This window comes from Rhizobium sp. AN6A, assembly GCF_900215635.1.
Taxonomy (GTDB): Bacteria; Pseudomonadota; Alphaproteobacteria; order Rhizobiales; family Rhizobiaceae; genus Agrobacterium; species Agrobacterium tumefaciens.
On the sequence record NZ_OCNC01000003.1, the window covers coordinates 786,138 to 809,977 of the forward strand.

The 23,840-nt window shown below is 59.2% G+C and carries 22 protein-coding genes, 1 tRNA gene and 1 pseudogene; 16 read left to right on the plus strand and 8 right to left on the minus strand.

The genetic code is table 11. The annotated features are described in order from the left end of the window. Positions 1–70 precede the first annotated feature (70 nt). From CRO62_RS07530 to CRO62_RS07540, 3 genes are all read left to right on the plus strand, one after another. Positions 71–1,726, plus strand: a complete 1,656-nt coding sequence (locus tag CRO62_RS07530) for a phosphoethanolamine transferase (RefSeq protein WP_097099760.1) — start codon at positions 71–73, stop codon at positions 1,724–1,726. A gap of 65 nt (positions 1,727–1,791) precedes the next feature. Next, positions 1,792–2,445, plus strand: coding sequence for a response regulator transcription factor (locus CRO62_RS07535; RefSeq protein ID WP_004431644.1), 654 nt, complete (start codon positions 1,792–1,794; stop codon positions 2,443–2,445). Between the two features lie 6 nt (positions 2,446–2,451). Beyond that, the gene (locus tag CRO62_RS07540) at positions 2,452–3,789 is read left to right on the plus strand and encodes a sensor histidine kinase (RefSeq protein WP_097099761.1); all 1,338 of its coding nucleotides are present in this window, start codon (positions 2,452–2,454) and stop codon (positions 3,787–3,789) included. 63 nt (positions 3,790–3,852) lie between these two features. On the opposite strand, the gene CRO62_RS07545 is transcribed toward CRO62_RS07540, so the two are convergent. Then, positions 3,853–5,157, minus strand: a complete 1,305-nt coding sequence (locus tag CRO62_RS07545; protein WP_004431639.1) for an MFS transporter — start codon at positions 5,155–5,157, stop codon at positions 3,853–3,855. Between the two features lie 234 nt (positions 5,158–5,391). Between CRO62_RS07545 and CRO62_RS07550 the strand changes: the two genes are divergently transcribed. The 5 genes from CRO62_RS07550 (at position 5,392) to CRO62_RS07575 (ending at position 10,843) form a co-directional block, all read left to right on the plus strand. Beyond that, positions 5,392–6,507 carry an RHE_PE00001 family protein gene (locus CRO62_RS07550; RefSeq protein ID WP_097099762.1) on the plus strand — a complete coding sequence of 372 codons (1,116 nt, stop codon included), beginning with the start codon at positions 5,392–5,394 and terminating at the stop codon, positions 6,505–6,507. A gap of 258 nt (positions 6,508–6,765) precedes the next feature. Continuing rightward, a complete protein-coding gene (locus CRO62_RS07555) occupies positions 6,766–6,996 on the plus strand; it encodes a helix-turn-helix domain-containing protein (protein ID WP_004431634.1) in 231 nt (76 codons plus the stop codon). Positions 6,997–7,218: 222 nt separating this feature from the next. Beyond that, complete coding sequence (locus CRO62_RS07560; protein WP_097099763.1) at positions 7,219–8,469, plus strand: adenylate/guanylate cyclase domain-containing protein; 1,251 nt, start codon at positions 7,219–7,221, stop codon at positions 8,467–8,469. Positions 8,470–8,701: 232 nt separating this feature from the next. Next, complete coding sequence (gene iolG, locus CRO62_RS07570; protein ID WP_004431628.1) at positions 8,702–9,694, plus strand: inositol 2-dehydrogenase; 993 nt, start codon at positions 8,702–8,704, stop codon at positions 9,692–9,694. 264 nt (positions 9,695–9,958) lie between these two features. Then, the gene (locus CRO62_RS07575) at positions 9,959–10,843 is read left to right on the plus strand and encodes a DMT family transporter (protein ID WP_097099764.1); all 885 of its coding nucleotides are present in this window, start codon (positions 9,959–9,961) and stop codon (positions 10,841–10,843) included. A gap of 23 nt (positions 10,844–10,866) precedes the next feature. Here CRO62_RS07575 and CRO62_RS07580 read toward each other — a convergent pair whose 3' ends face one another. Both CRO62_RS07580 and rocF read right to left on the minus strand, forming a co-directional pair. After that, on the minus strand, positions 10,867–11,922 hold the full coding sequence (locus CRO62_RS07580) for an ornithine cyclodeaminase (protein ID WP_097099765.1): 1,056 nt from the start codon (positions 11,920–11,922) through the stop codon (positions 10,867–10,869). 13 nt (positions 11,923–11,935) lie between these two features. Then, positions 11,936–12,856, minus strand: a complete 921-nt coding sequence (gene rocF, locus CRO62_RS07585; RefSeq protein ID WP_097099766.1) for an arginase — start codon at positions 12,854–12,856, stop codon at positions 11,936–11,938. A gap of 132 nt (positions 12,857–12,988) precedes the next feature. Here rocF and CRO62_RS07590 point away from each other — a divergent pair, with 132 nt between their 5' ends. Together CRO62_RS07590 and CRO62_RS07595 are read left to right on the plus strand one after the other, a co-directional pair. Next, entirely contained in the window at positions 12,989–13,426 is a 438-nt protein-coding gene (locus tag CRO62_RS07590) for an Lrp/AsnC family transcriptional regulator (RefSeq protein WP_097099767.1), read from the plus strand. Between the two features lie 124 nt (positions 13,427–13,550). Further along, a tRNA-Gln gene (locus CRO62_RS07595) sits at positions 13,551–13,624 on the plus strand. 122 nt (positions 13,625–13,746) lie between these two features. On the opposite strand, the gene CRO62_RS07600 is transcribed toward CRO62_RS07595, so the two are convergent. The 5 genes from CRO62_RS07600 to bioB are packed head-to-tail and all read right to left on the minus strand — an operon-like array spanning position 13,747 to position 18,824. Beyond that, a complete protein-coding gene (locus tag CRO62_RS07600; RefSeq protein ID WP_097099768.1) occupies positions 13,747–14,733 on the minus strand; it encodes a beta-ketoacyl-ACP synthase III in 987 nt (328 codons plus the stop codon). A gap of 2 nt (positions 14,734–14,735) precedes the next feature. Continuing rightward, positions 14,736–16,049, minus strand: coding sequence for an adenosylmethionine--8-amino-7-oxononanoate transaminase (locus CRO62_RS07605; RefSeq protein WP_097099769.1), 1,314 nt, complete (start codon positions 16,047–16,049; stop codon positions 14,736–14,738). After that, the gene (gene bioD, locus CRO62_RS07610; protein ID WP_097099770.1) at positions 16,046–16,684 is read right to left on the minus strand and encodes a dethiobiotin synthase; all 639 of its coding nucleotides are present in this window, start codon (positions 16,682–16,684) and stop codon (positions 16,046–16,048) included. The genes CRO62_RS07605 and bioD overlap by 4 nt, the downstream gene beginning before the upstream one ends. After that, positions 16,681–17,823 (minus strand): 8-amino-7-oxononanoate synthase, encoded by a 1,143-nt coding sequence (locus tag CRO62_RS07615; protein ID WP_097099771.1) that lies wholly within the window; start codon positions 17,821–17,823, stop codon positions 16,681–16,683. The genes bioD and CRO62_RS07615 overlap by 4 nt, the downstream gene beginning before the upstream one ends. Continuing rightward, positions 17,820–18,824, minus strand: coding sequence for a biotin synthase BioB (gene bioB / locus CRO62_RS07620; protein WP_414896251.1), 1,005 nt, complete (start codon positions 18,822–18,824; stop codon positions 17,820–17,822). Before bioB ends, CRO62_RS07615 begins: the two co-directional genes overlap by 4 nt. Before the next feature lie 240 nt (positions 18,825–19,064). Here bioB and CRO62_RS07625 point away from each other — a divergent pair. The 6 genes and pseudogenes from CRO62_RS07625 to CRO62_RS07650 all read left to right on the plus strand — a co-directional run bounded on the left by CRO62_RS07625 (position 19,065) and on the right by CRO62_RS07650 (position 23,839). Then, positions 19,065–19,511: pseudogene (locus CRO62_RS07625) on the plus strand (acetyltransferase). A gap of 105 nt (positions 19,512–19,616) precedes the next feature. Further along, positions 19,617–20,516, plus strand: coding sequence for a helix-turn-helix transcriptional regulator (locus CRO62_RS07630; protein ID WP_097099773.1), 900 nt, complete (start codon positions 19,617–19,619; stop codon positions 20,514–20,516). A gap of 122 nt (positions 20,517–20,638) precedes the next feature. After that, a complete protein-coding gene (locus tag CRO62_RS07635; protein ID WP_097099774.1) occupies positions 20,639–21,562 on the plus strand; it encodes a hypothetical protein in 924 nt (307 codons plus the stop codon). Positions 21,563–21,650: 88 nt separating this feature from the next. Beyond that, positions 21,651–22,064: a hypothetical protein gene (locus CRO62_RS07640; protein ID WP_097099775.1), complete on the plus strand. Its 414-nt coding sequence runs from the start codon at positions 21,651–21,653 to the stop codon at positions 22,062–22,064. Between the two features lie 87 nt (positions 22,065–22,151). Beyond that, positions 22,152–22,382 carry a hypothetical protein gene (locus CRO62_RS07645; RefSeq protein ID WP_065663201.1) on the plus strand — a complete coding sequence of 77 codons (231 nt, stop codon included), beginning with the start codon at positions 22,152–22,154 and terminating at the stop codon, positions 22,380–22,382. Then, positions 22,379–23,839 carry a TolC family protein gene (locus CRO62_RS07650; protein ID WP_097099776.1) on the plus strand — a complete coding sequence of 487 codons (1,461 nt, stop codon included), beginning with the start codon at positions 22,379–22,381 and terminating at the stop codon, positions 23,837–23,839. The genes CRO62_RS07645 and CRO62_RS07650 overlap by 4 nt, the downstream gene beginning before the upstream one ends. Position 23,840: the final 1 nt, after the last annotated feature.

Sequence of the window (23,840 nt, forward strand, 5' to 3'; positions counted from 1 at the left end):
GCAATTTAAATACGGGCGTTCGCACTTTCTTTGCTGACGCCCGCCCTAGTGAATCTGGTGGGACCTGATAGTGGCGCTTTTTACCGCGAAAACGACTGGGACTGTAATTCTTCGTCCGGAAATCGGCAGCGTGCCGCTCTGTCTGCTGACGGCAGCCTATCTGCTGTTTTTTACAAACCAGACGTTCTGGTCGAAGGTTCACACCTATCTTTCCGCCTATCCGGTCGCCATCGTCGGGCTTTATGTCGCCATAGCGGCGCTTCTCGGCGCGCTCATCACCATTTTTTCCGCCAAATATCTCATCAAGCCGTTTCTGATCTTGCTGGTATTCGCGGCCGCGGCGGCTTCCTGGTTCATGGACCGCTACGGCATCATCATCGACAGCGACATGATCCGCAACGCCGTGGAGACCACGCGGGCGGAAGCGGGCAATCTGATGACACCCGGCCTTTTCTGGCATCTGACCATCTATGGGCTGGTGCCGTCGCTCGTCATCGCCGCCGTCCGGGTTCGGCATCGGCCGATCATCGACAAGCTGCTGTGGAACACCGTCAGCATCCTGATCTGCCTCACCGTTGCCGGCATCATCAGCTTTGCGAATTCCAAAACATTCACCACCGCCGTGCGCCAGCACAAGGATATCGTCAAAAGCGTCAATCCCTTGTCGCCGATCATATCCACCGTTCACTATCTGACGCAGGCGGAAAAGGAAGCTGACATACAGGTGAGCCCGATCGGCAAGGATGCGAAAATCCTGCCGGCGCTGGGTGGCATCCACAAACCACGCATCACCGTCATCGTGGCTGGTGAGACTGCACGCGCCGCGAACTTTTCCCTGAACGGCTATGGGCGCGACACCAACCCGGAACTGGCAAAGCGCGACGTGATCTATTTCCCTGATACAACCAGCTGCGGCACTGCGACGGCGATTTCCATTCCCTGCATGTTCTCGAAATTCCCGCGTTCTGAGTACAGCCACAACAAGGCGCTCGCCAACGAGAACGTCATGGATGTTCTTATCCATGCAGGTGTCAGTGCAACCTGGCTGGACAACAACACCGGCAGCAAGAACGTGGCCGACCGCATTCCCTTTTTCGATCTTCCTTCCACCAACGACACCCGCTTCTGCACCGGCGGAGAATGCCGCGACGACATCTTCTTTGACAAGCTCGACGCATGGCTCGACAACGTCAAGAAGGACAGTGTCATCGTGTTGCACCAGATGGGCAGCCATGGGCCGACCTACTATCTGCGTTACACCGACGAATTCCGGAAATTCACCCCTGACTGTCGAACCGCCGAGCTTGGCAATTGCACGGACGCGCAAATCGTGAATTCCTATGACAACACGCTTCTCTACACCGATCATTTCCTGTCGACCGTGATCGACAAGCTGAAGGCACGCTCGAACACGCTGGCGACGGGGATGATCTACGCCTCTGACCATGGTGAATCGCTTGGCGAAAATGGCGTCTATCTGCACGGCGCACCCTATCTGCTGGCACCCGACCAGCAGACCCATGTGCCGTTTCTCGTCTGGTTCGATGAAGATTTCGCCAAATCCATGGGGCTGGATCGCGCATGCCTTGCAAAAGGCGCAGCAAAGGGCGGGCGCTCGCACGACAATTATTTCCACAGTATCCTTGGAATGATGAACGTCTCCACCTCCGTCTACGATTCCGCGCAGGACGTGTTCGGCGGCTGCACCCAGCGCCAGAATAGCTGAACATACAGTGCTTGACGCTTATCCCGTGAAAGCGATACGCAGGACGACGCGATAAAGGAGCTGTCTTGCGGGTTCTGCTTGTTGAAGACGATCATGTGCTGGGCGAGGCGCTGCGAGACCATGTCGCCGCGGCAGGCCACGCCGTCGACTGGTTCAAGTTGCTCGACGACGCCACGGCGGCGACGCTGACCATGGCTTACGGGCTCATCCTGCTCGACATGCGGCTGCCGGACGGCGATGGCATCACCCTTTTGCAATCACTGCGCAACCGTGACGACTCGACGCCGGTGATCATTCTGACGGCGCACGACCAGGTGTCCGACCGGATTGCCGGGCTGAATGCCGGTGCGGACGACTATCTGGTCAAGCCCTTCGATCTCAACGAGCTTTCGGCACGCATGCTGGCGGTCTCGCGGCGTTACGAGGGGCGCTCCGCCCCCGTCATTCGCCTGCCCGGCATCGAAATCAACCAGGTGGCGCGCAATATCGTCGTTGACGGAACAGCGCAAACGCTCAGCGCCAGAGAATGGGCCGTGCTGGAAAAGCTGGTTGAGCATCCCGGTGCGGTCGTTTCCAAATCTCAACTGCACGACACGCTCTACGAATTCGGCGCGGAAATAGAAAGCAATACGGTCGAGGTCTATATCAGCCGGCTGCGCAAGAAGATCGGCCACGACCGCGTCGAGACCGTGCGCGGTGTCGGCTACACCATCAGGTAGACAGAAATGGCCAGACCGACCAGCATGACCCGCAAGCTCGTCACGGCGCTGACGAGCGTTGTCGCCATATCCTGGCTTATCGCCTGCGGGTTGGGCGTCATGGTGATGCAGGACGAGTTCGCTGAAATTTTCGACGCTGGCGTTGAGGAAACAGCCGAAAGACTGCTGCCACTGCTGGTGGACGATCTCAGGGAAAACAATACGGGCCCCGCCTCGCAAAAACTCAACCAGTCTGCACATGCGGCGGAATATCTGACCTATCAGGTTCGCGACCGGGAAGGACAGGTCGTCCTGCATTCGCATGACAGTTCGACCGAACCTTTTGAGGTCTCTCTCGACCCCGGTTTTTCTGAAACGGCGACCCAGCGCATCTACACGGTGGCGACACCGGACGGGAATTATTTCCTTCAGGTCGCAGATGCCTTCGCCAACCGGCGGGAGGCAATCGAGGAAGCCGGCACTGCAATTTTGCTGCCCGTTCTCATTCTTATCCCCGCCAGCATCTTTGCCGTTATCTTCGTGGTGCGCAAAACCCTGCAACCGATACAGACCTTGCGCGACGAGATCGGGAAAAAAGACGGCGGCAATCTCGCGCCGCTGGAAACCCTGCCGTTTCCGGCTGAACTTCACCCGATTGCCCGCTCGGTCAATCTGCTGCTGAGGCGGCTGCGATCGACAATCGAGGCGGAAAGGGAGTTTACCGCCAACAGCGCCCATGAATTGCGCACGCCGATTGCCGGCGCGCTGGCGCAGGCGCAGCGGCTGCACGCCGATATTCCGCCTGAACTTGCACCACGCGTGGAAAATATCGAGAAAGCCCTGCTGCATCTCGGCCATCTCGCCGAAAAACTGCTGCAGATGTCGCGCGCGGAAGCAAGGATCGGGGTAACAGACACGGCGACCGACCTTATCCCCATTCTCGAGCTTATCATCGACGACATGAGCAGAACGGCGATCGGCACGTCCCGCATCCGCTTCACCAATCGCTGCGAAGGCGGCCTGAACTGCAAGCTGGGCACGGATGCCTTCGGCATCATCATCCGCAACCTTCTCGAAAACGCCCTGATTCACAGTCCGGCGGAAAGCCCTGTGCAGATACTGGCCGAAGAGGACGGTACGATCCGCGTCGTCAATTCCGGCGCGGCGATCGACAAGGCGCTCCTTCCCAAACTGACGACGCGCTTTGTCCGAGGCCCGTCCAAGGCTGATGGCACCGGGCTTGGCCTCGCCATCGTCAGAAGCCTGATGGAACAGATTGGCGGCGAACTCGTGCTATCCTCCCCCGCACCCGGCAGACAAGACGGTTTTGAGGCCCGAATCGTGCTTCCCGTCGAAGCCGCCTGAATGCGCTGAAAACAAAAAAGCCCCGCCAGGGGGCGGGGCTTTCGTTGGTATAATTGTGGCCGCTCAATCCTCGTGAATATGGCTATGGTCGCGCGTATCGCGCATCTTCACATAAACCACCAGCGACAGCGCAATCATGATCGTAACGTACCAGAAGAACCAGTTTTCGTGGCCGATCTGCTTGAACTTCAAGGCTACGAATTCTGCCGTTCCCCCGAAAATCGTGTTCGCCAGCGCGTAGGGCAGAGCCACACCGAGCGCCCGGATGTGGGCGGGGAACATTTCCGCCTTCACCACCGCATTGATGGAAGTGTAGCCGGTGACGATCAACAGGCCGACCAGAACGAGAGCGAAAGCCATGATCGGGTCGGTTGTCGTCGCCAGCGTCGTGAAGATGAGATAGGTGAACAGCGTTCCAAGAATGCCGAAGCCGACCATCAGCGGCTTGCGACCCACCTTGTCCGACAGCGCACCGGCAATCGGCTGGCACAGCATGAAGACGAAGAGTGCTGCCGTGGTGATTTCGGTCGCGCTTTCCTTGCTGAAGCCGGAAGTATTGACGAGGAATTTCTGCAGATAGGTCGTGTAGGCGTAAAAGGCGAGCGTGCCGCCTGATGTCAGCGCCATGACCATCATCGCTTCCCGCGGATAGTGCTTGAACAGCGCCCATCCGCTCGATTTCGGCTTGTCCGCATTGCCCGCCTTGGCATTTTCAAAGGACTGCGTCTCGGCAAGGCCGCGACGGATGTAAAACACCGCAATTGCAAGAACGCCACCGATGAAGAAGGGAATGCGCCAGCCCCAGGCGCCGAGCTGCTCGGGTGTCAGAACCCGCTGCAGAACCAGCAACACCGCCAGCGCCAGAAGCTGGCCGGAAATCAGCGTCACATACTGGAAACTGGAGAAAAAGCCGCGACGGTTCTTGCCGGCCATTTCGCTGAGATAGGTCGCGCTGGCGCCATATTCACCGCCGACGCTGATGCCCTGCAGCAGGCGGGCAAACACCAGAATGGCAGGCGCTGCAATGCCGATCGTCTCATGGCCGGGCGTAATAGCGATCAACAGCGAGCCTAGGCACATCAAGGTAACGGACAAGGTCAGGCCGGCCTTGCGGCCCTTGCGGTCGGCATAGGTTCCCATGAACCACGCACCGATGGGCCGCATCAGAAATCCGACGGCAAAAACGGCGGCCGCGCTCAGCAATTCGGCGGTCTGGTTTCCGGAAGGGAAAAACACCGGCGCGAAATAAAGGGTGAAGGCCGAATAAACATACCAGTCGTACCATTCGACGAGGTTGCCCGCCGATCCGCCGATAATGGATTTCAAACGGGTTTTCTGATCCGGTGCCGTAGCGGGACCATTTGCCATAATATTCACGGTAAACTCCAATTCATCTCGCCTGGAGGTGGAAGGGCGAACGGAAGGTGTGATAATTTGTCGCTCTCGGAGGGGGTATATACCCGCCATATTGCAATGCGCAAGTTTACGCCGCATCGCAGCATGGCAATGGCAATGGCAATGGCAGCGTCTACTCGCCATCTTCCGCGCCGGACCATTCTAATCCGCCTTGTCACCCGGCCGTGCTCAAACTAAAAAATATCAATGATTTACGATATATCGGACATTCATATCGAAAAGCTTCTCATCCCCGCCGCGCGCGCGGGTGAAGCACTGGCACGGCTGGACGAGAGGATAAGCCGGTCGCCGATGAAACACGGCTTCATCGAAAGGCAGGACTTTACCGACGCGATTTCCTCCATGTGGGTGGATGGCGAACTCGTCCATATGGAAGATCTGGTCCTGCATGACGCCCATATGGATGTGCGGGCGCCAACCCATGAAATGACGGCGGCGCACCGGATCGTCCGCTCGAGACGGCTGATTTTTTCCAACGCGCCAGGCTGGGCCTTCACCGCACCAGGCCTTTCCCGCCTGCGCGGCAGAATGGGAATTGCCGCCGACGAGACGGCATTTACCCCGGAAAAGCTGGATCATTCCGGCAACGAAGAGGCTGATGCAGACGGCGAGACACCGCTGGACGGGGCCTTTTCCGAGCTGGACGCACTTCTGGCGCGAAGCGCCGCCACGCTGGACGCGATCACCGCCGGCACCACACTTGCGCCGGTGACACATCGGGAAGAGGCCCATCCGATGATCAACGATCCCGACTGGGACGAGGAGGAAAGGCTGAAGGAATGGCGGCAGGTCCATGGCCAGACGGAGGAGTTGCCCGCGATCCTGCGCACCGCAATCCTGCTGGATGCCTGGAATATGATCGAGGTTCTGCAACGCAGCCCCTGGCTCGGCAGGCTTATGGCCGCCGCTTTTCTGCGCGACGGGGCTGTCTCTCCAGACCATCTGCCGGCGCTCAGCGCTGGTCTTCGTGCCGTCCCGCGCGAGCGCCGGCACGCCAGAAACCAGACGCAACGCTTAATCGCCCTTCTCGACAGCTTTTACGAGGCGGCACTGGCCAGCATGAAGGAACATGACAGGCTGACCCACGCCAGAGAACGCATGATGCGCAAGCTGGCCGGCCGACGCTCCTCTTCGCGTCTGCCAGAACTCGTGGAGCTTGTCGTCTCTCGGCCGGTGGTTTCGGCGGCCATGATCGTCAGGGAACTCGGCACCACGCCGCAGGGTGCGATCGGGCTCGCCAATCAGCTGGAGTTGAGGGAGGTTACGGGCCGAGGCCGCTTCCGTGCCTGGGGCATGCTGTAGCACAGGCCGCTCAGTCTTCATCCGCCTAAACCCCGGATAAATAGTATTTTTCTCAACCCCTTGTTCCTGCGATAAATCCCGGAAGAATCCTGCGATCACGAATCTTAACAAAATTTAACTATTGCGTAGGTGGATGAAGCGGCTATGTTCTCGCTGCGTTGCAACACGATTTTTCTCCGGTAACGCGGTCGCATTCGGCTCCGGCAACCTTTCTTTGCCATCCGCATTAAAGTGTCCACCATGAGGGAGATGCAAAAAATGACAATTTCAGTCTCACAACTCGATTCCGATCAGGAAACAGATGCTCCTTTCGCCCGAAAAGTCCTGATGGCGCGCAATCTCGCCGGATATACGGTCGATCAGCTTGCCATCACCTGCGGCCTGACGGCCAATGAAATCCGCGCCCTGGAAGACGGCTCAGACAGCGATCCTCTGCGCATCAGGCGCGTTGCCGCCGCCCTGCATATTCCAGTCGAAACCGTTATCTGATCGTTCACAACGATCCGAACCAAATCTCAGCGCCGCCGGGGACGATGTTCACGCAACATCCGGGCGGCGCGTAACGGTTTGAACGCCACAAGTCTCTCCGGAACATTTTCCGCTCCGCTCTCTTAACATTTCCGTTATCCGGCACCACATGATGTCCGCACGGGACATGTTCGGCATGTGGCCCGCCTGCGCGAGAGCACCAATAATTTCCGGAATCCTGCCATGACACTCAGCCTTAACACCGAAGAACGGGTTTCTTCAGCATTGGATGAATTGTGGCCAACGGAGAAAACGGAAATTCTCGACTGGCTCGTCACCGGCACGAAGGACGAGCGCTTTATCGATGAGATATTCTTCGAGCTGTGCAGCAGGTTGCGCGAGAGTGGAATTTCCATAGCGCGGGGCGCACTTGCCTTCCGCATTCGTCACCCGCAATGGCTTGGCGCGCGCATCCTGTGGAAGGCCGGCATATCGTCGGCCGAGATCACCACCTATGGCTATGGGGCGGAGAGCTCGCCCGAATATCTGAACAGCCCCATCAACGACATCCATCAGGGCGCGACCGAAATCCGCCACCGGCTGACCGGAGACGAGATCGAGCCATCCGCTTATCCGATCTATGAGGAATTGCGCGCCGACGGGCTGACGGATTATTTCGCCTGGCCGATCGAACATACGTTCGGCAAGCGCCATGTCGCCACTTTTTCCAGCGATCGGCCCGGTGGCTTTTTGGAAGCGGAAGTCCTTGCGTTGAAAAACCTGCTACCGGCGCTCGCGCTGGTCAGCGAAATTCGCCTGAAAAACCGCATGACGCGCACCCTGCTGGAGACCTATGTCGGGCCGCATGCGGGCGAAAAAATCCTCAATGGTGCAACGACGCGCGGCAGCGGCATAACGGTCGGCGCGGCGATCCTGATCTGCGACCTGCGCAACTTCACCCATATTTCCGACCTCTGGCCGCGCGATGATGTGATCGAGCTGCTGAACGGTTATTTCGACGCCATGTGCGATCCGATCGAGGAATTCGGTGGTGAAATCCTGAAATTCATGGGCGATGGGCTGCTGGCGATTTTCCCGCTCAGCGATCCGCAGGCCTGTGAAAACCTGCTGAAAGCCATTGCCAGCGCGCAGAAAAGCCTCGTTGCCCTCAACGACATCAATTGCCAGAAAGGCCATGACCCTCTGGGTTACGGCATCGGCGTCCATGTCGGCGATGTCATGTATGGCAATATCGGCTCGAAAACCCGCCTCGATTTTACCGTCATCGGTCCTGCCGTGAACATCGCATCACGGCTTGAAACCCTGACCAAGGAAACCGGCCGCAACGTGCTGTTTTCCGAAGAATTCGTCCGTATGGCCGGACACGAGGACAAGCTGGACAATCTCGGCCCATGGCTTCTGCGCGGCCTCGAAACCCCGGTCGAGGTTTATGCGCTTCCCCAACATGAGGTCCTCGCACCCTCTGTCAACTGATTGCCGGTCAGGACTTTGTTCCCGTTTCGACGCTTTTTCAACGCAGCGCTCGCCCTTGCTGCGCAACCTCCCGAAGAGATGATTTCGGCTACCCTGCCCGTCGTCAAAACGCTTGACACGCCTCCGATGTCGATCTAGCAAAATAGAACATATATTCCATATCGAAACATTGTTTGCGTTCATATTCTGTCTTTCCGGGAGTGGAAGACGGGTGTGAGGAACCGGAGGAAAGATGGTTACGAAATTGGCACTGCTCGGCGCTGGACGGATCGGCAAGGTCCACGCCAAGGCGATCACCACCGACAGCCGTGCGAAGCTGGTGGCCGTTGTGGACGCCGTTGCAGGTGCTGCGGAAGCAATCGCCCGCGAAGCGCAGTGCAAGGTCAGCACAATCGACGAGGTTCTGGCCGACAAGACGATCGACGCCGTCATCATCTGCACGCCGACCAACACCCACGCCGATCTGATCGAGCGTTTTGCCCGTGCCGGCAAGGCCATCTTCTGCGAAAAACCCGTCGATCTGGATGTGGCCCGGGCGGAAGCCTGCGCCAAGGTGGTTGAGGAAACCGGTGCAAAGGTGATGCTCGGTTTCAACCGGCGTTTCGATCCGCATTTCCAGGCCGTGCACAAGGCAATCGAGGATGGCCGCATCGGCAAGGTGGAAATGGTGACCATCACCAGCCGCGATCCCGGCCCGCCGCCAGCCGAATATATCAAGGTTTCCGGCGGCATTTTCCGCGACATGACTATTCATGATTTCGACATGGCGCGGTTCCTGCTCGGCGAGGAAGTGGAAAGCGTATTCGCCACCGGTTCCGTTCTCGTCAATCCGGAGATCGGTGCACTCGGCGATTTCGATAGCGCCAGCATCATTCTGACGACGAAAAGCGGCAGGCAGGCGAGCATTTCGAATTCGCGACGCGCGACCTATGGGTACGACCAGCGTATCGAAGTGCATGGTTCGCTCGGTTCGGCAGCGGCCGAGAACCAGCGGCCGGTCTCCATCGAGATCGCCAATGCTGAAGGCTACACTCGCCCGCCGCTGCATGATTTCTTCATGACGCGTTATACGGCGGCTTACGCGGCGGAAATTACCGCTTTCATCGATTGCATCGAAAACAATGTGGCTCCGTCACCCTCCATCAAGGATGGGCTGATCGCATTGAAACTGGCCGACGCTGCGCTGAAATCCGTCACCTCGAAGGCGGCCGTGACGATCGGCTGATCGACGCAGAAATCACTCCGTAACCGACATCCTGTCCGCAGTGCGTTAACGCATGGCGGACAGGAAAACAGCTATTTGCAAAGCTTTCGCCAGCATCAGCGCCACCCGTGAACTTGACCGGGCAGAGGTGGTCTTCGGACTTGCATGGCAGCTATTCGGAAAATAAGGTTGTCTGACAAGATACGGCGAGACCATATGGCTGCTATTCACCTTAGTCACGCCGAATCCTCTTTTTGCCGGCAACAGCCGGACAGTGGTTTATTTATGCCATCACCCAAGACCGGTTATCTTTATGCGCTCATAGCCTTCACGATCTTTGCGGCGCAGGATGGCATATCCAAACATCTTGGCAGTTTTTATCCACCCGTCTTCGTCGCCATGCTTCGATACTGGGCCTTCGCCGTCTTCGTTTTATTGATGGCTGCAAGGTCCTCTGGCGGCATTCGGGGTGCTGTCATGGCCAACCGTCCGTGGCTGCAGATCAGCCGCGGTGTCCTTCTTGCCGTGCAGATTGTTTTTTCCATCTTCTCTTTCGCCGTTGTCGGGCTGGCGCACAGCCACTCCATCCTCGCTTCGGCGCCGCTGATCGTCGCCGCACTGTCCGTGCCGTTGCTTGGCGAACATGTGGGCTGGCGGCGCTGGTGCGCCATTTTTGTCGGCTTCGTCGGCGTTCTCGTCATTCTGAAACCCGATGGCGAAGGGTTCGACAACCGCCTGCTGATCACCTTCATCGCCGCCTTCATGCTTGCGCTCTACAGCGTCCTGACCCGCCTTGGCAGCAAGAGCGATTCAGCGATGACGAGCTTCTTTTATACCGGCGTGGCCGGTGCGGCGGCGCTGACGCTGGTGGGTCCGTTTTATTGGGTTAGCCTCGCACCCCAGGATTGGGGCTGGATGCTGGCGCTGTGCATTACCGGCATGAGCGGTCATTATTGCCTGATCAAGGCATTCGAGCTGGCGGATGCGGCCTCCGTGCAGCCGTTTTCCTATTACCAGCTCGTGCTCGTCTCCATCATCGGCGTCACCATCTATGGCGAGGTCGTTACATCCAACATGGTTCTGGGTGCTGCAATCGTGATCGCCGCCGGTCTCTTCACCATCTGGCGGGAACATGCCGTTGCCCGGAGGGAACGCCGGCGGGCTGACTGACGTCATTCCCGTTGAACGTCCTCTCAGGCGAGAGCCGCCTCGCAGCGCAACAGCATTCCAAACAGATCGCGCGGCTCATCCGGATCGGCCAGCAGATCCAGTTCCGTATAAAGCCCGGTGGCGGCCAGTTTCGAGCGCACATAACGCAGCGCCGAAAAATCCTCGGTCGCGAAACCAACGCTGTCGAACAGCGTGATCTGCCTGTCGTTTACCCGCCCCTGCTTTTCACCTGATATTACCTGCCATAGCTCGGTAACGGGGTAGTCTTCGGGCAATTGCTGGATTTCACCCTCGATGCGCGTCTGCGGTGGGTATTCGACGAAAATATCCGACCGCAGCAGAATGTCCCGGTGCAGTTCCGTCTTGCCGGGGCAATCGCCGCCGACGGCATTGATGTGAATGCCGGAACCAACCATGTTGTCGGTCAGGATTGTCGCATATTGCTTGTCAGCCGTGACGGTGGTGATGATATCTGCACCTTCCACTGCGCCCTGCGCACTATCGCAAATTTCGATGGTAAAGCCCTGCCCGGCAAGATTGCGGGCGCATTTTTCACTGGCGGTCCGGTCGATATCGAAAAGCCGCACCGTGTCGATGCCGAGAATAGCCTTGAAGGCCCGCGCCTGGAACTCGCTCTGTGCCCCATTGCCGATGATGGCCATCGAGCGGGCATTTTTGCGGGCAAGGTGTTTTGCAGCGACAGCCGAAGTAGCAGCGGTGCGCAGCGCCGTCAGAATGGTCATTTCGGTCAGGAGCAGCGGATAGCCGTTGCCGACATCGGATAGCACCCCAAAGGCGGTCACCGTCTGGCGGCCCTCCTTCATGTTTTTCGGATGGCCGTTCACATATTTGAAGCCATAAAGCGTCCCGTCACTGGTGGGCATCAGCTCGATGACGCCCTCTTGGGAATGCGATGCGATGCGTGGCGTCTTGTCGAAACTTTCCCAGCGACGGAAATCCTCTTCCACCACGTCGGCCAGCTCGCGCAGAAACGTATCGATCCCCACGCGCAGCACGAGTTTCATCATATGATCGACGCTGACGAAAGGTACGATATTAAGGTTCGGTATAATCGTCATTGCATCTTCCCCCTCAGCCGGCCCGCGTCGGGCGGTCCATAACCCGCTTGCCCATCAGGCTGGCAGCCAGGTCGACCATCAGCGTCGCCGTCCTGCCGCGCTCGTCGAGAAACGGGTTAAGCTCCACAAGATCGAGACTGCACACAAGCCCGCTATCATGCAGCATCTCCATCACCAGATGCGCCTCACGGAACGTCGCCCCACCCGGAACCGTGGTGCCGACCGCAGGCGCGATCGACGGTTCCAGGAAATCGACATCGAGACTGACATGCAACAGGCCGTTTGCCGCCTGCACCCGCGCAAGGAACGCGCGCAGCAGAACCGCGACACCATGTTCGTCTATCGAGCGCATGTCGTGAACGGTGATGCCGCTGTCTTCCAGTGCGGCTCTCTCGGCTGGATCGACGCTGCGGATGCCGATCATGCCGATATTTTCCTCAGGAACCGCATGGGAGAGCGGCGGGAAGTAACCCGAAAATCCGTCGCGACCACTGAAATAAGCGACCGGCGTGCCATGCAGGTTGCCGCTGCGCGTCGTTTCAAGCGTGTGGTAATCGGTATGGGCATCGAGCCAGAGCACGAAAAACGGCCGGCCACTCTCCGCCACCCGCCGCGCCATGCCGGCGACGGTTCCCGCGGAAATTGCGTGGTCGCCGCCAAGAAAGATCGGCACGGCGGCAGCACTTTCGCGATAGGCGGCCTCCGTCAGCGCCTCGGTCCAGGCCGCCGTCTCAGCGAGATGATGCACCGCCGGATTGGGGTGGCTAAACTCCCTGAGCAGCGCCGGCGTCACATTGCCGGTATCGACCACCCGATGGCCCAGATCTTCGAGCGCCCGCGTGAGACCGGCGATGCGATACGCACTCGGCCCCATCTCACACCCCAATTGCCCGGCTCCGATTTGCAACGGCGCACCGATCAGCCTGATATCCATTTGAGCCCTCGCTTTTGTAAACCGATAACCTCACTAAACCACACAGACATGGCGGAATGAACATCAAATATTGGCAATATTATCGAAACAGGCTATCGATTTGGTCAAATCTATTTATCAGAATGGCTACCAATGGATAATCTCGACGAACGGCTCGTGACCCTTTTAAGGCATAACGGCAGACGCAGCATTTCCGATCTGGCGATCGAGACGGAAACCTCGCGCGCAACGGTACGCTCACGCATCGAAAAAATGGAAAATGACGGCACTATCATCGGTTACACCGTCATCCTGCGTGCCGATGCGGTGGAGGCGGCGATCCGCGGCATCATGATGATCGAGATTGAAGGCCATGTGACGGACCGCGTCATCCGCACGCTCGGCGGTTTCCCGGAAATATCCGAAATTCACAGCACGAACGGTCGCTGGGACCTGATCGTGGAACTTAACGCCGCCACTCTCAGCGATTTCGACGCGGTGCTCCGCCGTATCCGCCTTGTCCCAGGCATTACCGGCAGCGAGACAAGCCTTCTGCTCTCCACCCCACGCTCCACCCGCGCGCGGCTCTGACGAAGGAGACTAAACGCAAAAGAGCGACGAAAACGCATTTTTCGATTTTTTCGACTTGCGCCCCGCAAGAAATCATCTATATGACGACCCACCAAAGCGAACGCGGTAACCCGCTTCAGGCTTTTGGGGAATAGTTCAATGGTAGAACGACGGACTCTGACTCCGTTAATCTTGGTTCGAGTCCAGGTTCCCCAGCCAAATTTCTCCAAACAAAATAAAACTGTTTCGAGCACTCAAGCTGCATCACCGCGCTCTGCCTACATCTGTCAACGTTGTACGCGCGGCTCGATCCGACTCAGACATTTCCGTATCCAGCTGGCCTAGCCGCGATACACCACCGCGCCCCCAGTCATCCCCGCCCCTGCCGCCGTCAATAACAGCGTTTCACCCTCTGCGATGGGCCGCTCAGCATTGGAAACGGAAAGCGAAAGCGGAATAGTGGCGGCAGAAGAGTTGCCGAAGGTTTCGACTGTACGTACCGTCTTTTGCCGGTCGATGCCGATATTGCCGCAGACGGCATCGAACATGCGGGCATTGGCCTGATGCGGCACGAACCGGTTGATATCGGCGGCCGTCATTTCTGCCCGTTGCAGAGCGCGCTGTGAGGTCTGCGTCATCGTGGCGACGGCACGGGAAAAGACCTCGCGTCCGTCCCGCATCGTCATCAGGGTATCTTCAGCCTGTGTATCAGTGGAAAAAGGCTTGCTGCTGCCGCCCGCCGCGATTTGTATCAGGTCGTAACCGCTCCCATCCGAAACGAGATCGGCCGACAAAAGGCCGCGCTGCGCATCCCGGCAGGGGACAAGCACGACGGCACCGGCAGCATCGGCGAACAGAACCGCAGTTGCCCTTTCCGCCGGATTGATACGACGGCTTAAGATATTGGCGGCAACAACCAGCACCGCGCGGCCGTGGGTGCGGACAAAACCATCCGCAAGGGTGAGCGCATAGAGAAAACCGGAACAGGCCCCGGCAAGATCGATCGCCCCGGATTGTGTGAGGCCCAGCCGATGCGCAAGCAGCGGGGCCGAAGGCGGCAAAAGATGGTCTGGCGTGGAGGTCGCAAGCAATGTCAGTGCGATATCCTCGGCGCCAATTTTCGCGTTTTCCAGTGCCATGCGGCCGGCTTTTTCGGCAAGGCCGCTCAGCGTCTCGCCCTCTTGCGCCCAATAACGGGTGCGGATCCCCGTCCGACGCTCTATCCAGCCAGCCTCCAGCCCAAGACGCGTCTCAATCTCGGCGTTGCGGACACATCGCACTGGCACGGCATGCCCGAAGCCAGCCATGCGGGAAGAACGTGTCTGCATTGTCAGGCCTTTCGGAAACGGTTTTTGATCGCGGCCGCGCCGGGTTCTCCCGGAGCGGCTTCAGTCACGATCGAGGCCACTTCGTCCATAGCGTCGAAGGCACGGGTGAGGTCTTGCGCCGACGAACAATAGGGCGGCATCAGATAGAGCACATTACCGAGCGGGCGGATGATGAGCCCGCGCTCTCGGAACAATTGCCGCATGCGTGGCCCCGCCTCCGCGAGATAACCGCCGGAGGGCACGACGAGGTCAAGCGCTGCGATGGTTCCAACCTGGCGTATGTTGGTGAAGCGCCTGTCATCCGCAAATCGACCGAGATTGTCGCGCAGCACTTCTTGCAGTTGCCCGATGCGCTGCACTACCGGCTCATCCCGCCAGACCTGCAGATTGGCGACAGCGGCAGCGCAGGCAATCGGATTGGCGGTGTAGGAACTCGAATGGAAAAAGGTCTTGCGGCGATCGGTCGAGAAGTGCGCGTCGAAGATTTCGCCGCTGCACAAGGTCGCTGCCAACGGCAGGGAGCCGCCGGTCAGCCCCTTGGAGGTGCACAGAATATCCGGCGAAACTCCCGCCTGCTCGCAGGCGAACATGGTTCCTGTCCGGCCCCAGCCCGTCATCACCTCGTCGGCGATCATCAGGCAACCGTAGCGTTCGGCAATTTGTTTCAGTCCGGCTAGAACTTCCTCGCGGTAAATCTTCATGCCACCGGCACCGAGAACAAGCGGCTCGATCAGCAAGGCGGCGACTCGGCCCGAACGACAAAAGCTCTCGAACATGTCGAGCGTCTCCTGCTCTCGACCCGCTTCCGAAAAAGCAATTCGGTCGACGCCGAATAGCAGTGGTTCATACGCAGCATTGAACACGCCGCGTTCGCCCGTCGACATGGCGCCGATCGTATCACCGTGGTAGCCGTGCTCCATGACCACGATGCGATCTCGCTTTTCACCACAATTGTGAAAATAACCGAGCGCCATTTTCAGCGCCACTTCCACCGAGGTCGAACCGCTATCGGAATAAAACACATGGCTTAGTCCGGCAGGCGCCAGTTCGATCAGCCCTTTCGCCAGCATTTCGGCCGGCTCGTGCGAAAACTCGGCGAAAATGATCTGGTCGAAGACCTCGGTCGCTGCGCGGATGGCGGACATGATTGCCGGGTGCCGGTGGCCGTGAGTGATGACCCACCAGGATGAAATTGCATCGAACAGCCGCTGGCCATCCTCATCGACCAGATAGGCGCCCTCCGCCGAGACGATGCGTTTCATCGGCGGCTCCAGCCCGTGTTGGGTGAAAGGATGCCAGACGGGGGAACAGCTCATGCCGGCACCTCCAGAAAATCAGCGAGATCGAATTGTTGAGTGAATGCATGGTGCAGCGCCTCGCCGGTCATCTCAGGTATGCGAGGCAAGCGGCCAAGCGAGCGAACCCGGCCAATATCGGCGATAATGCGCTGATTTTCCCGGTTCTCATCACCGATGAAGACCACGCCGTGCACCGGAATGGCTCTCAGCCGCAGCGCCTCGAGCGATAGCAGCGTGTGGTTGATAGTGCCGAGAGAGGTTCTGGCGCACAGGATCAGCGGAATTCGCCAGCGGGCGAAGATATCGACAAACAGCAATGTGTCGGTCAGCGGCACCAGCAGACCGCCCGCCCCTTCGATCACCAGCGGTCCATCCGTTTCCGGCGGTAGCAAAAGCTCGGGCTCGATCGTGACATTGTCGAGGCGGGCCGAAAGATGCGGTGAGGCCGGCATTTTCAGGCGATAGGCCTCCGGCAGGATGCGCGTGCGCGGCACGCCACCCAGCCGCTCCACCACCTCGCTGTCGGTCTCTTCCTCCAGCCCGGATTGCACCGGCTTCCAGTAGTGGGCTTGCAATGCGTGGGTGAGCGCCGCAGAAAAAACCGTCTTACCGATACCCGTATCGGTGCCAGAGACGACGAAACGAAGGCTCATCGTTCTTCCTCCATGGCGAGGGCGAGCAGCCCGACCATATCGGCGATCTGGCTTTCCTCGACATTGAGCGTAATGGATATGCGCAGGCGTGCCGTGCCATCCGGCACCGTTGGCGGGCGGATAGCGCGCACGTCGAAACCGCCATCCCGCATACGCGTGGCGATCTTCAGTGCACGCGCATTGTCACCAATCATCACCGGCAATATCTGCGAGCCGCCGGGCGTCACGCCCAGCCGGGATCGTAATTGTTCGCTGGCGAAATTTATCAGTTCTTCCAGACGGATGCGCCGCCAGGGTTCGTCGGCGACGATCCGCAAGGCCTCCCGCACAGCCGCCGCCATCAGGGGTGACGGCGCGGTCGAATAGATGAAACCGCGGGCGCGGTTGGTGAAGTAATCAGCAAGAACCGCAGGCAGACTGATGAGCGCGCCGGAAAGGCCAAGTGCCTTGCCGCAGGTGTGCAGCGCCACGACATTACCCCGACCTTCCAGTTCAGCGGCCAGCCCGCGCCCGCCCGGCCCGAACACGCCGGTGGCATGCGCCTCATCGACGACGAGAAAGCCGCCATGTCGCCCGGCGAGATCGGCAAGGGCCGCAACCGGCGCCCGGTCACCATCCATGGAATAGAGGCTCTCCACCGCGATCCACGTGCGACCTTTCCCGCCCGCCTGCCTCCATCGGTTTATTTCCCGTTCGAATGTCTCAACCTGATTATGCGGCATAGCGACCGCCTTCGCCTTGCCGGCGGCAATGCCGTCATGCACGCTGGCATGGATAAGCGCATCGTAGAGAACGAGGTCGTCCCGCAGCGGCAGTGCGGAAAAAAGTGCAACATTGGCGGCAAATCCGCTGCCGAAATAGATCGCCCTCTCTGCGCCGAAAAATACCGCCGCCTCCGTTTCAAGCGCCTCATGTTCGGGATGGTTGCCACGAAGCAGCCGCGAACCACCGGCACCCACAGGCACGCCCCTCTCGATTGCGTCAGTGATCGCCGCCTTCAGCCGGGGTGCATCGGCAAGCCCGAGATAGTCGTTGGAGGTGAAGTCGATACCCTGCCGGGGCGCTAACGCCCGCAGGCGCGACTTGCGGTGCAGACCGGCAAGCTTCAGCTCATAGGCGGAGAGCGCCGACGAATTCACCGGGTCTCTCCCGCTTCCGCCGTTTGCAACGCCATCGGCTTCAGGCCCAGCCGCCGGAACAGCGCCGTATCGTGATCTTCGCCCGGATTATCCGCCGTCAGCAGCGTCTCGCCGACGAAGATGGAATTCGCCCCGGCCAGAAAACAGAGCGCCTGCGTCTCATCACTCATTTCGGTACGTCCGGCGGAAAGCCTCACATGCGAACGGGGCATGAGGATGCGCGCAAGCGCAATGGTGCGGACAAAGTCGATCGGATCAACCGGGTCGGCCTTGGCAAGCTTCGAGCCGGGGATCGGGATCAGCATGTTGATCGGTACGCTTTCCGGCGGAACCGGCAGATTGGCAAGGGTTACCAGCATGGAAATACGGTCCTCGACCGTTTCTCCCATGCCGAGAATGCCGCCAGCGCAGACCTTCATGCCGGCATCACGAACATTGGCGAGCGTTTTAAGCCGATCCTCGAAGGTGCGGGTGGTGATGATCTCCGGATAGAACCGCTCCGACGTATCGACGTTGTGATTGTAGTAATCTAGCCCGGCGTGAGCGAGACGTTCGGATTGTTCCGGCGTCAGCATGCCGAGCGTCATGCAGGTTTCCATGCCGAGCGCCTTGACGCCTTCGACCATGGCCACCACCGCCTCCATGTCGCGCTCCTTGGGGTTGCGCCACGCCGCCCCCATGCAATAGCGCGTCGCCCCGCCCTCTTTCGCCTTGCGCGCCTCTGCCAGCACTCGCTCCACCTCCATGAGTTTGGAAGCCTTCAGACCTGTTGGATTGCGGGCGGACTGGCTGCAATAACCACAATCTTCCGGGCAGCCGCCGGTCTTGATCGATAAAAGCCGGCTCATCTGGATGGCGTTGGCATCGAAATGGCGACGATGCACCTGCTGTGCCCGGAACAGGAGATCATTAAATGGCAAATTATAGATAATTCCTGCTTCTTCGAGTGAAGAATCCACTTTGATTGAGGAAATCTGCGCCTGATTTTGTTCAATCTCCATGACAATCTGATCCATCCAGCGATCTCCTCTTCAAATAAATAGATAGAACCTATTTTTATCTATTTTTTTATCGCGCCCTTTTGCAAGAACTTTTTTCGAAGAAAAACGTCCGGCAGCGGAGATCGAAGAAATATGCGGGATCAAATTGTGGAGTTTCGCTGCGGGAATTTAGCGAATGGGGAAAACGCCTTGCGGAAAAGACCCATGGCGCAAAAACCCCGCAATTGCTAAGGGTGAGGCATGATCACACTTCGTCCCGCCAACGCTCGCGACACGGTCCGCATCCTTGAAATATGGCGTAAGGCCGTAGACGCTACCCATAATTTTCTTCACAGAGCGGATCGCGCCGCAATCTAGGAAGAAGTGACGGCTTTTCTCCCCGAGGCCGCTTTGACGCTCGCCGTCGATGCGTCGGATAAGCCTCTCGGGTTCATGTTTCTGCATGAAGGGCACATGGAAGCGCTTTTCGTTGATCCGGATCGTCACGGCAGAGGCATCGGCAAGGCGCTCGTGCAGGCAGCGCTTGCCGCACACCCCGCGCTGACCACCGATGTCAACGAACAGAATACGCAGGCCATGGGCTTTTATCGCCGGCTCGGTTTCAAGCCGACGGGACGCTCCGACCTAGACGGGCAGGGACGGCCCTATCCGCTCGTCCATCTTGGGTTTCGCGCAACCGAACATTAAGCCGCCGGGACATGGCTCATCTGGGGGGAGCAAGCCACGAACACCATCATCCGTTTCGCAACCGAAGATTTTCAGCCCGAGCACCGCTTCGACCAATGGCGCGAAGTGCGCGGCAAGAGCCTGTTTGGCGTAACGATCGAGCTTGCGCCGGATCGCCGCCGGGCCTTCAGCGGGTCGTTTCAGGCGCGCGCTGTCGCAGGCGCCGTCGTAAGCGAGATGCGTGCTTCCTCTTACCGGGTCAACCGCACGGAAGCCGATATTGCCCGCATTGCCGGCGACAGCCTCTGCATTGGCTTGCAGGTCAAGGGTTCGGGGTTGCTGCATGCCGGCCGAGACAGGATCCATTCCGTCAGCGGTGGTGATTTCACCATCAACTATTCGGACTTGCCCTATGACGCGATACCCGGCGGTGAGGCGGATTTTCACTACAAGATGCTCAAGATCCCTGTCGACTACGAAGTCATGCTTGGCCGAACGGCCGATGACCTGTTCGCCACACGTTACGCCGACAAGACCGCCTTCTCGCGGCCGTTCCGGGCGCTCTTCAACGCGCTGAACGCCGAACACAGCAGGCTCATCGATCCCGTGCGCGATGTAACGCATATCGCCCGACTAGCCATGACGGCGCGCGGACGGCTTTCGCCTGCGATGCCGGAAGTGCGCGCCGCACTCCGCACCGGGCTTTGTTATGCGGCCCAGGACATCATGATGCGCAAAAAATCCCGGCAGAACCTCACGCCTGCCGCAGTGGCAAAGGAACTGGGCATTTCGCTTCGGCAACTGCACGTCGTTTTCGAAGGCGCGGAGCTGTCTTTTTCCCGCACGCTCGCCTCCATGCGGATCGAGGAAGCGCGACGCCTGCTGCTGGAATCTCCCGCACTGCCAATCACGCAGGTCGCCTATGGCTGCGGCTTCGACAGTCTTCCAACCTTCTACCGGGTGTTCAGCGGCACCTATGGCATGACGCCCGGCGAAGCCCGCGCCACGGGCATGCCGACGGCCTAAAAGTGTCACCTCTGCGCGCAATGAGAAGACGCCTCATCCCGACCCCTGTAAGGCCGTGGATCATCCAATCCCCATCACACTCCGCAAGGAGGGTGGTGCCGGCAATTCGAGGAGCGCTGCCCATGACCAATTTTTTCGATTTCGCGATCTCCGGGTTGCCGGACGCCTCCACCGTTGGCCGCAGGCTACCACCCAGCGAAATCGACCGGTTGCTTCAAACGGGTGCTTTCGCGGCAGCACTACGGCTGCTGGCAGGAAGTTTCATCGCCCTCTACGAAGGTTCGCCCGACATGACCGCGCTTTTCGCCACGCGCCAGAGCCGGCTTCTTTGCCACGCGCTGTTGGCGCTCTATTTTCAAAAGCGCAAGACCGAAACGGACGAACCCGCCCTGACGCGGGAAGATTTCGGCCAACTCGCGCTCCAACACGGCCTTGCCAGCCATGATGTCGCCTATGCCTTCTTCAAAGAGGCGCTGAAACGCGGCCTGACAAGACCGGCGTACCAATCCGGCGAAAAGCGGGCCGATGGCGTGGTGCCTTCACCGTCCACCTTGGCGATGCTTGCCCAATGGTACGACGTGCATTTTCAGGCGCTGGACCTCATCGACGAAGGGTTCAGGGCCTCTCGGTTCATCGAGCGATCCGAAACCATGCTCGCACACATCCATCCCCGCGTGGCGCAGGCGCTGCTGGCCAATCCGGAAGTGCGCTGCCCCGGCCCGCTGTCCATCATCTTCAACTGGTTCGACGCGGGCGGGCTGCTGATGGACCGCCTGATCGCCGGGATCGACTGGGAAAAGCCGACAGAACAGGGCAGACACCTGACGGATGTGAAAACAGCATCGCAACTGGCGACATCGCTCTCCCTTTCCCGAATCCATGTCAGTCGCAAGCTTGGCGCGGCCGAACTGATCGGCGGCATCGGCTGGAGCGGACGGAAAGGACGTTCTGCTCTCTGGATCTCCCAGGGCTTTTACGAGGAATATGCGCGCATGCAGGCGCGTAAACTCCTCATTCTCGACGATGCCTTCATGGGGACAGTGTGAGGTTTAAGAACCGGCAGACGTGCTATTTGTTGATGGTTATGAGTGATATCCATTGACAAACTTCAGGACTGCGGCTCTTCTAGAGCGTATGCGTGGGATGTTGCGAACATCGAAATTGACGGCACTGCTGTTTCGACTGGTGATGATATTGTCACTGGCGGGCTACAGCGTTTCCACCGTCAATGCCGCAATGCATGGTCCCGATACCACGGAAATGCAGACCACCCAATCCGCCATGATGATGGATCACGGCGCGATGATGGACCATGGCGGTTCGGCCATGATGTCCGGCGACCACCATAATATGGATACGGCAGACCACGACAGCGGCGTCAAAAAGCCCGTGAAGCAGGAATGCTGCAATGATTTCTGTCTCGGCATGGCGGTGCTGATTGCGCATGACGCCCTTGGCGGACCCGTCGTCAATTCCATCCGTTCTTTCCTTGACGACAGTAAGACCGTGGGCCAGATCCCGCTGCTTCACCGTCCACCGAATATCTGAACAGGCAAAGCCCGCCTCTCGGGCAATGATCGTGCGTGAACGGCTTTAGCGCCGTCGCGCCGTTGCATCTCCTGTTCGGAAATTACCATGAACCCTATCTACATCGTGGTTGCAGCGCCCCTTTTGCTGGGCGGCTGCACAGCCACATCCTCGATGAACGAGGCCGCCTCGTATGAAGACGCGGCAAACCCGTCGCTCGGCGTAACCCCTCTGCGTTATCAGACACCGGTCGCAGGTTATTCGCACCGTGCTCCGGTGGACCCCAAGCCCTGGCGTAACCAGAACGATGCGCAGGCTCCCAAAGGAGACGCATCATGACGCTACGCGTGATCAAACTCACGGCCGTCCTTTCCGTCCCGCTGGTTCTTGGCGGCTGTGTCACGGCCGCCGACTACACCTCGAAGAACGCAGGCTTCACCACCGTTTCGGCCAGGGCTATCGAGGCGACGGGAAAGCAGACTGTCTGGATACAGAACCGGGCCGAGGCGCAGGCAACCGCAACCCGCGTCAAATCGCTGATGTCAGCGAAAACAATCGATGTCGAGACGGCGGTTCAGGTCGCGCTCCTCAACAACAAGGGCCTTCAGGCGACCTATGCCGATCTGGGTGAATCGGCCGCAACCGCCTGGCAATCGACCATGCTGGTCAATCCGAGGGTCGGCATCGGACTGACGGGGATCGGCACTCCGGGGCTCCGCGCCTACAAGGCGATCGAGGGTGTGATCGTCACCAATATTCTGGCACTGGCCACGCTCAAACAGAATGTCGAGATTGCCGATACCGGCTTCCGCAAGGCGCAGCTCGCAGCCGCGCTGAAGACGTTGCAGCTAGCGGCGGATACCCGCCGCGCCTGGATCACGGCGGTTGCTGCCTGGGAAAATGTCGGCCAACTGGCGCAGGCCCAGACAGCCGCGGATGCCGCCTCGGAACTTGCGAGGAAGCTTGGCGAAGCAGGCTCGCTGAACAAGGAAGGCCAGGCTCGCGAGCAGGTCTTCTATGCCGAACTGACCGGCCAGATCGCCAAGGCGCGGCTTGAAGCCCGGCTTGCGAAGGAGGAACTGACACGGCTGATGGGCCTGTGGGGCGCGGACATAGACTACTCCATCCCCAACCGCCTGCCCCAGCTTCCAAAGGATCTGGCCAAACGTGAGATGATCGAGGCCGAGGCACTGCAACGCCGGGTGGATTTGCAGATGGCGAAGCTCGATCTGGAATCGACCGCCCGGTCGTTCAAACTCACAGAAGCCACCCGATACGTCACCGATCTCGAGCTTCGTTCCGGCTTCGAGACCGAACGCGAACTTGAAGACGGCGAAAAACACAAACAGACGACCGGCAATGCCGAGCTGGAATTCGTCATTCCGATCTTCGATTCCGGTCGGGCAAGAATGCGGGAATCCGAACTCGCCTATATGCGCGCAGCAAACCTGCTGGCCGAAAAGGCGGTCAATATCCGCTCCGAAGCCCGCTCCGCCTATCAGGCCTATCGCTCGAACTACGACATCGCCCGGCACTATCGCAACAGCGTGGTGCCGCTGCGGACCAAGATCGAGGAGGAGTCGCTGCTGACCTATAACGGCATGCTCACCAACACCTTCGAACTGCTCGCCGATAGCCGCGAAAAGGTCAATTCGAACCTGCTCGCCATCGATGCCAAACGTGACTTCTGGCTCGCGGAAGCCGGCCTCGCTCCCGCCATTTACGGCGGTGGCGCGGGTACGGCAGGCGCAGAGACCGAGGTTGCCGCCGCTGGTGGCGGCGGTGGCGGACATTGAG